The sequence below is a fragment of the Cupriavidus sp. 01L46 genome, from assembly GCF_056399905.1.
Window position 1 is genome coordinate 1 of sequence record NZ_JBFTSF010000217.1, and the last position, 11,203, is coordinate 11,203.

At 67.1% G+C, this 11,203-nt stretch carries 11 protein-coding genes; 1 reads left to right on the forward strand and 10 read right to left on the reverse strand.

All coding sequences use genetic code 11. The annotated features are described in order from the left end of the window. The 7 genes from AC1DS3_RS28195 to AC1DS3_RS28225 form a co-directional block, all read right to left on the reverse strand. On the reverse strand, nucleotides 1–638 hold a 638-nt coding region (locus AC1DS3_RS28195; protein WP_477128397.1), incomplete at its 3' end, for a DUF969 domain-containing protein. Between the two features lie 122 nt (nucleotides 639–760). Next, the gene (gene pxpA, locus AC1DS3_RS28200) at nucleotides 761–1,501 is read right to left on the reverse strand and encodes a 5-oxoprolinase subunit PxpA (RefSeq protein WP_441641333.1); all 741 of its coding nucleotides are present in this window, start codon (nucleotides 1,499–1,501) and stop codon (nucleotides 761–763) included. A 95-nt stretch (nucleotides 1,502–1,596) separates the two neighbouring features. Continuing rightward, a complete protein-coding gene (locus AC1DS3_RS28205) occupies nucleotides 1,597–2,619 on the reverse strand; it encodes a 5-oxoprolinase subunit C family protein (RefSeq protein ID WP_441641334.1) in 1,023 nt (340 codons plus the stop codon). After that, nucleotides 2,616–3,266 carry a 5-oxoprolinase subunit PxpB gene (gene pxpB, locus AC1DS3_RS28210; RefSeq protein ID WP_441641335.1) on the reverse strand — a complete coding sequence of 217 codons (651 nt, stop codon included), beginning with the start codon at nucleotides 3,264–3,266 and terminating at the stop codon, nucleotides 2,616–2,618. Before pxpB ends, AC1DS3_RS28205 begins: the two co-directional genes overlap by 4 nt. A 470-nt stretch (nucleotides 3,267–3,736) precedes the next feature. Further along, complete coding sequence (gene lipA, locus AC1DS3_RS28215; protein WP_150992653.1) at nucleotides 3,737–4,732, reverse strand: lipoyl synthase; 996 nt, start codon at nucleotides 4,730–4,732, stop codon at nucleotides 3,737–3,739. A gap of 43 nt (nucleotides 4,733–4,775) precedes the next feature. Further along, nucleotides 4,776–5,507, reverse strand: coding sequence for a lipoyl(octanoyl) transferase LipB (gene lipB, locus AC1DS3_RS28220; RefSeq protein WP_441641336.1), 732 nt, complete (start codon nucleotides 5,505–5,507; stop codon nucleotides 4,776–4,778). Nucleotides 5,508–5,683: 176 nt separating this feature from the next. Next, on the reverse strand, nucleotides 5,684–6,043 hold the full coding sequence (locus AC1DS3_RS28225; RefSeq protein ID WP_441641337.1) for a DUF2917 domain-containing protein: 360 nt from the start codon (nucleotides 6,041–6,043) through the stop codon (nucleotides 5,684–5,686). A 230-nt stretch (nucleotides 6,044–6,273) separates the two neighbouring features. Between AC1DS3_RS28225 and AC1DS3_RS28230 the strand changes: the two genes are divergently transcribed. Continuing rightward, the gene (locus AC1DS3_RS28230; RefSeq protein ID WP_043351136.1) at nucleotides 6,274–7,233 is read left to right on the forward strand and encodes a transcriptional regulator GcvA; all 960 of its coding nucleotides are present in this window, start codon (nucleotides 6,274–6,276) and stop codon (nucleotides 7,231–7,233) included. On the opposite strand, the gene AC1DS3_RS28235 is transcribed toward AC1DS3_RS28230, so the two are convergent. From AC1DS3_RS28235 to AC1DS3_RS28245, 3 genes are all read right to left on the reverse strand, one after another. After that, nucleotides 7,230–8,390 (reverse strand): tyrosine recombinase XerC, encoded by a 1,161-nt coding sequence (locus AC1DS3_RS28235; RefSeq protein ID WP_441641338.1) that lies wholly within the window; start codon nucleotides 8,388–8,390, stop codon nucleotides 7,230–7,232. The genes AC1DS3_RS28230 and AC1DS3_RS28235 overlap by 4 nt on opposite strands. Then, the gene (locus tag AC1DS3_RS28240) at nucleotides 8,390–9,058 is read right to left on the reverse strand and encodes a DUF484 family protein (RefSeq protein ID WP_441641339.1); all 669 of its coding nucleotides are present in this window, start codon (nucleotides 9,056–9,058) and stop codon (nucleotides 8,390–8,392) included. The genes AC1DS3_RS28235 and AC1DS3_RS28240 overlap by 1 nt, the downstream gene beginning before the upstream one ends. An 832-nt stretch (nucleotides 9,059–9,890) precedes the next feature. Further along, nucleotides 9,891–11,150, reverse strand: a complete 1,260-nt coding sequence (locus AC1DS3_RS28245) for an IS256 family transposase (RefSeq protein WP_441641650.1) — start codon at nucleotides 11,148–11,150, stop codon at nucleotides 9,891–9,893. Between the last annotated feature and the right edge of the window lie 53 nt (nucleotides 11,151–11,203).

Consider the following 11,203-nt stretch of genomic DNA (forward strand, 5'->3'; position numbering starts at 1 on the left):
GCGTGGATCAGGAAGGCGCAGATCGCGGTGGGGATGCCCCACACGGCGATATGCAGCGGTTCCACGTCGATGTTGGACGACAGCAAGAAGGTGTGCATCAGCGCGATGGCGCCGAAGGCCACGAAGATGTCTTCGCCGAAAAACAGGCCAACGTTATCGGTGGCCGCGCAGAAGGCCAGCACGCGCTGGCGGATCGGCTCGGGCAGCTTGCCGAAGCGGGTCTCGGCCGCGCCTTCGGCCATCGGGGCCAGCAGCGGGCGCACCATCTGCGGATGGCCGCCGAGGCTGGTCAGGCCCACCGCGGCGGTGAGCTCGCGCACGCCGAGGTAGACGATCAGCAGGCGTCCCACGGTGGCCGACGCGATGCGCGAGATCCATGCCTGGGCATGCTCGCGCAGCCCGTGGCGCTCGAGCAGGCCGATCACCGCCAGCGGCAGCAGGATGATGAGCGGCAGGTTGCGCGTCTTGACGAAGGCGGTGCCGATCGCCGTGAAGATCTGCATGACCGGCATGGTTGCCGCCAGCCCGGTGGCGATGGCGGCAAGCGCCACCACCATCATGGGGTTGAAGCGCAGCACGAAGCCAAGGATGATGATGCCGACCCCAACTAGGGGCCAGAGGTTGACTGCCTGTTCCATGAGAGACACCAATAGAGTGTGATGGAGGCGAGTGCCCTGCGTCGCGTCATGCTGCTCGACACCCACGGGGCACAGTGAAAGCCGGAAGCCTGGGGGCGCGTCCGTTAGGTGTGGCGTGCCCCTCAGACTCCAGCGCGGATTGCGATGCCTTCGGCGCCGAGCCGCTCGCGAATGCGGCGCGCAAAGGCAAGCGCGTGTGCGCCGTCGCCGTGCAGACACACGGTTTCGGCGCGAATCGGTACATAGGTGCCGTCGATGGCGCGCACGCGCTGCTCGCGCACCATGTCCAGCGTCTGGCCCAGTGCCACGTTCTCGTCTTCGTGCAGCGCGCCAGGCGTGCCGCGCTTGACCAGCGAGCCGTCGGGGTTGTAGCCGCGGTCGGCGAAGACTTCTTCCTTGACCTTCAGGCCGGCTTCGCGCGCCACCTTCACCATGACGCTGCCGGCCAGGCCGAAGAAGACCAGGTCGGAGTCGAAGTCGCGCACCGCGCGCACGATGGCCTCGGCCAGCTTGGGATCCTTGGCGGCCTGGTTGTAGAGCGCGCCGTGCGCCTTCACGTGGGCCAGCTGGCCGCCCTGCGCGCGCACCAGCGCTGCCAGGGCGCCGATCTGGTAGAGCGTGTTCGCGTACACCACCTCGGGATCGAGCTGCATCTCGGTGCGGCCAAAGTTCTCGCGGTCGGGATAGCTGGGATGCGCGCCGATGGCGACGCCCTGCTCCAGTGCCCACTTCACGGTCTGCAGCATGGTGGCGGCGTCGCCGGCGTGCCAGCCGCAGGCCACGTTGGCCGAGCTGATCAGCCCCAGCAATTCGCGGTCGTTGCCGCAGCCTTCGCCGAGGTCGGCGTTCAGGTCGATATGCATTGCGTTGCTCCTCACCGGTCTTGCGGCTTGTGTTGAGGTGTTGGGGTTGCTGTGGTTCTGTGGTGCTGTTGTGCTGTCGTTGCCCGTTAGGCGACTCAGGCCACCGCAGCGCGGGTACGCGTGCGCCGCCGCGAGGCGATCACCATGCCGTCGCCCTGCCACTGCAGCGCCTGATCCAGTTGCTGCAGGTACCGGTCCAGCTCGGCTTGCGCAGCGGCGGCCTCATCCAGCGTGACGCGCACGAAGCGCACCGGCGCCCCCAGCGGCACCTGCGCCAGCCGCCACAGGTCGGCGCCGATCACCACGCCGATCTTGGGATAGCCGCCGGTGGTCTGCGCGTCGGCCATCAGCACGATGGGCTGGCCGGCCGGCGGCACCTGGACCACGCCCGGCAGCACGCCATGCGAGAGCAGGTCGGCCGCGCGCTCGGGCTGGCGCGCCAGGGCCGGGCCTTGCAGGCGCAAGCCCATGCGGTTGCTGTTGGGCGTGACGATCCAGTCGGACTGCCACAGCGCTTCGCGCGCGGCGGCGTCGAAATCCTCGTACTCGATGCCGGGCAACATGCGGATCGGCATCGCGTCGCCGAGCTTTTTCACCGGCAGCGCCCAGGATGGCGCCTGCACGCCCAGCCAGTCGCTGTCCTCGGCCACGCCGGGCCGGCCCGCGTCGAGGCGGTCGCCTTCATGCAGCGCGCGGCCACCCAGGCCGCCAAAGCCGGCTTTGAGGTCGGTGCTGCGCGAGCCCATCACCGGCGCCACGGCGATGCCGCCCGCCACGCACAGATAGGTACGGGTGCCGCCCTGCGCCGCCGACAGCGTCAGCGTTTCGCCGCGGCGCACGTCGAAGGCATGCCACGACCAGACCGGCACGCCGTCCAGGTTGGCCCGGCATTCGGCGCCGGTCAGCGCCACGCGCATGTCGGCATGGAAACGCACGGCGGCGCGGCCCAGCGTGAATTCGATGGCGGCGTCGCCCGCCGGATTGCCCAGCAGGCGGTTGCCGATGGTGAGCGCGACAGTATCGAGCGCGCCCGCGGTGCCCACGCCAAAGCGGCGAAAGCCGGGACGGCCAAGGTCCTGGACCGAGGCCAGCGCGCCGGGCCGGGTGATTTCGATCATGGCAGCAGCGCCTCGACGACAAAGCGCACGGTATCGCCGGGCGCAAACAGGGAAGGCGGATCGCGGTCTGCCAGGAAGAGTTGGCTGGTGGTGTGCCCGATCAATTGCCAGCCGCCGGGGGCGGTTGCCGGGTAGATGCCGGTCTGCTCGCCGCCGATGCCGACCATGCCCGCGGGTACAGACAGACGCGGCTCGCGCCGCCGCGGCGTGGCCAGCGCCGGGTCCAGGCCGCCCATGTAGGCAAAGCCGGGCTGGAAGCCGAGGAAGTAGACGACGTACTCGCCCGCGCTGTGGCGGCGTACCACTTCCTGCGCCGTGAGGCCCGTATGCGCCGCGACTTCGGCCAGGTCGGGGCCATGCTCGCCGCCGTAGCGCACCGGGATCTCGACCAGCTTGCCGGTGGCGGCACGCGCTTCGCCGGAAGCCCAGGCGAGCTTCAGGTTGCGCTCCAGCGCTTCGGGATCGGCTTCGCGGTCGAACACCACGGTGAGATTGTTCATGCCCGGCACCGCATCGACCACGCCACGCCACTCGGCGGCGCGCTGGGCCATGGCCCAGATACGTCGCTGTACTTCTAGCGAGGCCGGCGGGGGCACGCTGCACAGCAGTGCCTGCTCGGCCAGGCGGTGAACGGAACATCGGGTCATGGGCGGCACCAGCGGGGGACCTGTCTTGCAGTGTAGGCGGGCGCGCTGTACTAGTCAGGCGCGGTGCCGGCTGCGACGGGTCCGAGAGTGAGATCGCTATTTCATCGACGATTTATCGATAAATTCATAATAACCAAACAAGAAGATGCTGTGGCTAGGTGTTGACCCTAGGCGCTCGGTGCTACGTCTTCATGCGGGATAGCGTTGGCGCACCGCCTCGGTGCGGGTACCGGGCGCGGCGATTGCATCCGGTGCAGGAGCGCCCGGTGCGGCTCTCGCGTCGCACCGGCCCTGCTCGATGCGGGTGCGTGCGCCCCTGCCGGGCTGGGCATGACAAGGGCAAAAGAATTTCCGGGAAATGCGCTCATCCGTGGCGCGCATGCAACGGCGGGACAAAAAAAGACCGGCCGGTAAATACCGGCCGGTCTTCTCGACGGGCTGATGCGCGCCGTAGGGCGCAAGGCTGGGCCTCAGGCGAACCCGGCCTTATGCGCCTGCTCGTCCGCGTGGTAGGAGCTGCGCACCATGGCGCCCACGGCGGCATGGGTGAAGCCCATCTTGTAGGCCTCGGCCTCGAACATCTTGAAGGTGTCCGGATGCACGTAGCGCATCACCGGCAGGTGGTGGCCCGACGGCGCCAGGTACTGGCCGATGGTCAGCATGTCGATGTCGTGGGCGCGCATGTCGCGCATGACTTCGAGGATTTCCTCGTCGGTCTCGCCCAGGCCCACCATCAGGCCGGACTTGGTGGCCACGGCCGGGTTGCGGCGCTTGAACTCTTGCAGCAGCTTGAGCGAGTGCGCGTAGTCGGCGCCCGGGCGGGCCTGCTTGTACAGGCGGGGCACGGTTTCCATGTTGTGGTTCATCACGTCAGGCGGGCCGGCCTGCAGGATGTCCAGCGCCTTGTCCAGGCGGCCGCGGAAGTCCGGCACCAGCACTTCGATGCGGGTGGCCGGCGACAGCTCGCGGGTCAGCGTGATGCAATCGACAAAATGCTGGGCGCCGCCGTCGCGCAGATCGTCGCGGTCGACGCTGGTGATCACCACGTAGTTCAGCTTGAGCTGGGCGATGGTGCGGGCCAGGTTGCCCGGCTCGTTGACATCCAGCGGATCGGGACGGCCGTGGCCCACATCACAGAACGGGCAGCGGCGGGTGCACTTGTCGCCCATGATCATGAACGTGGCGGTGCCCTTGCCGAAGCACTCGCCGATGTTCGGGCAGCTGGCTTCCTCACATACCGTCACCAGGTTGTTGGCGCGCAGGATGTCCTTGATCTCATAGAAGCGCGAGCTGCCGGTGGCCGCCTTGACGCGGATCCACTCGGGCTTCTTGAGCTTCTCGGCCGGCACGATCTTGATGGGGATGCGCGCGGTCTTGTCCGCCGACTTCTGCTTGCGGGTCGGGTCGTACTGCTCCGCCTGGGGTTGCGGGGCTTCGCTGGAAGTGGCGATCAGGGCGTCGCTCATAGTGTTCTCCGCACGCGCGGTGCGTGCATATTCGGCTGGATGACTAAGTGGCCAGGGCCGCGGCGGTATTCCGTTGGGCCGCCAGGGCGCGCTCTTGCGCCTCTGCCAGCACCTCACACAGCGCCGCCGCAAGGCGCCGCGCGATATCGGCTTGTTGTGCCGCGGTCACGGGCAAGCGGGACGCACCCGCCGCATCGGCCACCGCGAAGGTGGCGCCCGCCGTTGCCATGTCGACCGTTTCCAGGCCGGCATAGCCGCAGGGGTTGATGCGCAGGAAGGGCGCGAGGTCCATCTGCACGTTGAGGCTGACGCCGTGATAGCTGCAGCCATTGCGGATCTTGAGGCCGAGCGCGGCGATCTTGGCGCCCTGGTGCCGGCCTTCGGAAAGGTAGATACCAGGCGCGCCGGGCTTGCGTTCGGCTGCGAGATTATACGCCGCGAGCGTATCCAGCACGGCCTGCTCGATCGCATGGACGAGCTCGCGCACCATCAGGTGACGGCGGCGCAGGTCGAGCAGCAGATAGGCCACGACCTGGCCGGGACCATGATAGGTGACCTGTCCGCCACGATCGATCCGCACGACGGGGATCGCATCGTCAGGGGCCAGCACATGCGCGGGATCTCCCGCCTGGCCGAGGGTATAGACCGGGGGGTGCTCGACCAGCCAGATCTGGTCGGGGGTGTCGGGGGTGCGTGCGGCGGTAAAGGCGCGCATCGCGTCGAAACAGGGCTCGTACTCTTGCCGGCCCCGTTCGATGACTTGTATCGATTGCATCCCGGCAGTTTAGCGAAAAGGGGCGGATCTCACAGGAGGCCGCCCCTTTTCTGGTGTGTCTTTCGTGTCTTTCGGTGTGTCTTTATGACGTTGGCGTTGCGTCCTTGCTTGCCGGCCTGGCGTGGATCAGCCGCAGATGGCCGCGCGCGCGGCCATCTGCATCGGTATCCGCTGGCTCAGGAAGCCGTGACCTGGTCCTGGTTAGGCGTCCACTCGGTGCCTCGAACCAGGCGCCGCGCCATGCGCGCCACCAGGTGCGACACGTTGGTCGCCGGCCGGCGGGCTTCGGCGATCAGGGCCAGGCGTACCGGCTCGGCTGCGCGCGGGTCCACGCTGAGCGTGATTTCATCGCCGCTGTTGAGCAGCAGGCTACCGCCGCAACGCAGCCAGTAGTCTTCCGAATCGCCTTCACGGGTCACCCAGACATCGATCCCCGTGGCCTCTTCGACGCGCAGGCGCTGGCCGGCGTGGATGGAAAGGGAGGTAACTTCGCCCGGGCTCAGGGTGAACAGGGTCGTTGTGAGCAATGTTTTCATGTTGGGCATCCTTCGCTGACATCGTCGGCTGCCTCGCCCGCTTGCCCGGAATGGGCGGCCGCCGATCAGCTCAGCCCTGGCGGGCTTATGCTTGGTCTTGCCTGGTACTGGATCGGCACCGGTGCGGGTAGCGCCCCGATGCATTGCATTCTAGTGATTGCCGGTCCTCTTCCAAAACGATATATTTTCCTTGTTCTTGTTAGGTAAGCTCACATAAGACGAGGTGGACGATGGCGCTGAAGGGAGCATGGGAGAGAGATTTGCCACGTGGCTGGCACCGCGAGCTGCCGCGCCTGCCGGGGCTGACCGCGCTGCGCGCGTTCGAGGCAGCCGCCCGCCACGAGAGCTTTTCGCGCGCGGCCACCGAGCTGTTCGTCACCCACGGCGCGGTCAGCCACCAGATCCGCGCGCTGGAGGAAGAGCTGGGCCAGGCCCTGTTCGAGCGCAACGGCAAGCGTGTGACCCTGACACCCGGTGGCCGGGCCTACGCCGGGCGCGTGCGCGAAGCCCTGCTGGAGATCGCCGATGCTACCCGGGCGCTGCAGGCCGGCAACCGCGACAAGCGCCTCACCATCAGCACCATGCCGTCATTTGCCGCGCGCTGGCTCACGCCGCGCATCGGCAGCTTTATCGAGCAGCATCCCGAGCTGGACGTGGAACTGCTGTCGTCCAACACGCTGGTGGATTTCGGGCGCGAGGAAGTCGACATCGCGTTGCGCATGGGCAGCGGCGACTATCCCGGCCTGTATGTGGAGAAGCTGCTGGACGACGTGTTCTTCCCGGTCTGCAGCCCGGCCTTCAACGGCGGCAAGCTGCCGGCGCGGCCGCAGGACATGAAAGGCATGTCGCTGCTGCGCGGCGAGGGCGATCCGTGGAAGCCGTGGTTCGAAGCCGCCGGCCTGGACTGGCCGGAACCGCGCAAGGGCCTGCTGCTGGAGGACTCCTCGCTGCTGCTGCAGGCAGCCGCCGCGGGCCAGGGCATTGCGCTGATCCGCTCGTCGCTGGCCTATAACGACCTGCTGTCGGGGCGCGTGGTGCGGCTCTTCGATGTGAGCATTACCTGCCCGTGGCTGCTCTACTTCGTCTGCTCGGCAGGCATGCTGGAGGCGCCCAAGGTAAAGGCCTTCCGCGCGTGGCTGCTGCCGGAGATGGAAGCCTTCCGGGGCATCCTGGCGCAGTGGGAGGGTTAGCCGCCCTTGCCGGCTTCTGCTTCTTTTGCGTCTTTTGCGTCTTTTTCGACTTCGGCATCTTCGGCGTCTTTGCCCGCGTCCACGGCCTTCGGAACCACCACCGGCGCCGGCCCTGTGTGCGCCCTGCCCGCGCGCGGGTGCGCCTTGTCATAGACCTTGGCCAGGTGCTGGAAATCCAGCGCGGTATAGATCTGGGTGGTGGCCACGCTGGCGTGCCCGAGCATCTCCTGCACCGCGCGCAGGTCGCCCGAGGATTGCAGCACGTGGGTGGCAAAGGAGTGCCGCAGCATGTGCGGATGCACGTCGGTCGGCACGCCGGCCCGGATCGCCTGCTGCTTGATGCGCAACTGCACCGTGCGCGCCGGCAAGCGCCGCCCGCGCGCGCTCAGGAACAGCGCATGCGCATCATCCGGCAGCCCACCGGGGCGCAGCAGCTCCGGACGCACCGCCAGCCACGCGCGCAGCGCTTCCATGGCCTTGCTGCCAACGGGCACGGTGCGCCGTCGCGAGCCCTTGCCGATCACCGTGACCTCGGCACCGTCCATGTCGATCCAGCCTGCGGAGCGGTATTCCCCATCCTCGGCATAGCGCGCGTCCAGCTGCACCAGCTCCGACACGCGCAGCCCGCTGGAGTAGAACAACTCGTAGACAGCCTGGTCGCGCCGCCCCTCGGCGCCGTCGCCCGCGTTGTGCGAGACCAGCGCCACCGCGTGCTCCACCGACAAGGCCTTGGGCAGCCGGTGCCCGGATTTTGGCGCGCGCACGCCGTCCACCGGGTTGGCCTCCACGCCCAGGCCATGGCGCGCGGCCCACAGGAAGAAGCCGCGCCACGCCGACAGCGTGCGGGCAATGCTGGTGCCGGCCAGGCCGCTGCCGTGCATGCGTGCGGCAAAGGCGCGGATATGGTGGGTCTGCAGCGACAACAGCGCAATGCCCGGCGCATGGCGCGCGGCGTGCGCTTGCAGCACGGACAGGTCGCGGGCGTAGCTGGTCAGCGTGTGGACAGCCAGCTTGCGGCTGCTGGCGAGCCACTCCAGATAGCGCAGCACGACCGGGCCGGGCGGCTGCTTGTCGAGCGGCGCCTCGACGGCCTCCTTGCGCGCAGCCGGCTTCTTCGCCGCAGGCGAAGCGGCCTTGCGCGCGCGGCTCGGCTCCATCAGTCGCGCAGGCGGTTCAGCGCGGCACCCGCCACTTCGCCGATCTGCGCCAGGTAGGCCGTGCCCATGCCCTCGTGGAAGCGCCGCGGCTCGGGCGAGCCCAGCACCAGCAGGCCAAAGGCCGCGCCGAGCGTGCCGGCGTCGCGCGTGGGCACGCGCAGCGTCACCATGGCCAGCGAGGCGATATCGTCGCGCTCCAGCCAGGCCGCGGCCTCGAAGCCACTGTTGGCGCCGCAATACGGCGCGCGCAGGCCCTCGGCAAACAGCCGGACGTCTTCGCTCGCGCCCTGCGCCACTTCCATGTGCGCGTAGCTCTGCGCCACATTCCACAGCTTGAGGGCCACGCCAGGCACGTCGAACACTTGCTGCAAGCCGTCCTGGACCGCATACGGCAGCGCGTGCGAGTCCACCTCGGCCAGCAGGCGCAACTGCCAGGCGTGCATGCGCTGCTGGGTGCGGTCGTTGTCATGGCCGTGGCGGACCAGATCCGCCAGCTTCAGCTCCAGGCCTTTGTTTTTCTCGCGCAGGATTTCCATCTGGCGCTCCTGCAGCGACACCGCGCGGTGGCTATGCGGGCTGGTGAGTTGCACCGTGGCCAGCAGTTCAGCGTTGTCTTCGAAGAACTGGGGATTGGTCTGCAGGTAGGAGGCAACTTCTTGGGCGTTCATTGGCTTCAACCGGATTGTTTGGGGGGCAGTGTAGCAAAAGGTTAGGGGGAGTCTTGGGGGGAGGTTTTGGGGGAGGCTTTGGGGGAGTGGGCGGTGTTGGTTTTTGGGCGCAAGGGCCATACGACATTGCCCTGCTGGGGTTGGTCGCTGTTTATTTCATCGGCGATGGCGTTTGCACCCAAGTGCCATACGACATCCCCCTGCGGGGGCTGCCGGTCACTTTTCTTTGACCGGCAAAGAAAACTAACGAAAAGAAAGCCGCCCTGCCGGGAGCAGAGCAATAAGGCTGTTTGGACCTCGGTGGTTGCGTCGTACGGCCCGGAGTGTTGGCTGGCGGATTCTASCGGCCCRAAGGACATCACACTTGCATGACCCATGGGTTACGTGGTGCGGCCCCTGRCCTCGTGCGCGGTGACCGTTCCCACATCTGCCGTTCGCGGGGCGAAGTGCTGCGCCGTTTCGGGTGTGGCTGGTTTCGTGGTTTTGTCTCGGAGGACGAGCGCGGTGAGGTGCGGGCGCGGCCCTCGCGGACGGGCCACGGCGCCCACCACGAAACCAGAGGGGGCGATAGCACGGTGCCGCTCGCGCCGGTACGGCAGGGCATCAAATGGCCGGGCGGCCACCGCCAGAGACAAAACCACGAAACCACCAAGGCAGGCCGGATCGTGGTGCTACGCACCGCGAACGGCAGATGCCCGAACACTCACCGAGCAAAGCGATGAGGGGCACCACCACGTGACCACTGGGTCATGCGGTTTGGGCCTGTCAGTTTTTTTGTGTGCAGGGCAGGTATAGACTCACCGTCGACTTGAGCGGTGAGTGCAGCATTATCTCAACGATGCGGATGGGTGAAGCGCTCCTCGTACAGGATCGCGAACTGGTTCATAGCAGCCTTCCAATCGTGTGTTGAACTGCCCCAGCTTCCTGTAATGTTGCGCAGGGCCAGCCACAGCAGCTTGGTTGCCGCCTCGTCGCTGGGGAAGTGCCCGCGCGTCTTGATGATCTTGCGCAGTTGCGCATTGATGCTCTCAATGGCGTTGGTCGTGTAAATGATCTTGCGGATCGCCGGCGGGAACATAAAGAACGGGATCACCTGGTCCCAGGCGCGACGCCAGGACGCAGCGATCGGGGGGTACTTCTTCCCCCATTCTCCTTGCTCGAAGGCCGCCAGTGCGGCTAGCGCCGCCTCGACGGTGGGCGCCGTGTACACGGGCTTGAGCGCAGCCGCTACGGCCCGGCGCTCCTTCCAGCCGGCATATTCCAGGCTATTGCGGATCAGATGCACGATGCAGGTCTGCAGCGTCGTGTTCGGGAACACCGCGTTCAGGGCCTGTTCCATGCCCTTGAGCCCGTCAGTCACCGCAATCAGGATGTCCTGCGTGCCGCGGGTCTTCAGGTCATTGAACACCTTCATCCAGAACTTGGCGCCTTCGGTGGTTTCGATCCACAGGCCCAGGATGTCGCGCGTGCCGTCTGGCAGTACGCCCAGGGCCAGGTAGACAGCCTTGTTGCGCACCACGCCGTCCTCACGCATCTTGACGCGCAGCGCGTCGAAGAACACCACCGGGTACATCGCCTCGAGCGGGCGGGCCTGCCAGGCGGTGACTTCGTCCATGACCGCATCGGTCACCGAACTGATGAACTCGGGCGAGACTTCGGTGCCGTACTGTTCCGCCAGAAACGCCTGGATCTCGCGCACGGTCATGCCGCGGGCGTACATGGCGATGATCTTGTCGTCGAACCCGGTGAAACGCCGCTCGTGCTTGGGAATCAGGAGCGGCTCAAAGCTGCCCTCGCGGTCGCGCGGGATGTCCACCCGCAGCGGCCCGTCCTCGGTCAGGACGGTCTTGGCGCTCTTGCCGTTGCGCTGGTTGGCCGTGCCGGGCGGGCGCTCCGCGCCCGGCTGGTAGCCTAGGTGATGGCCTAGCTCGGCGCCTAGGGCCCGCTCGATCAGGGCCTTCTTGAACGCCATCGAGGCGTTCTGAACCGCCTCGGCGGTCATGGGACCCTTAACGAAATGGGCGATCAGGTCTTCGGGAATGGCCGGCAGTTCACGGTCTGCGGCTTGGCTGGTCTTCGTCTTGCGTGGCATACATGCTCCTTGGCGACATGTTATGCCCTAAACACAAAATTTCTGACAGGCCC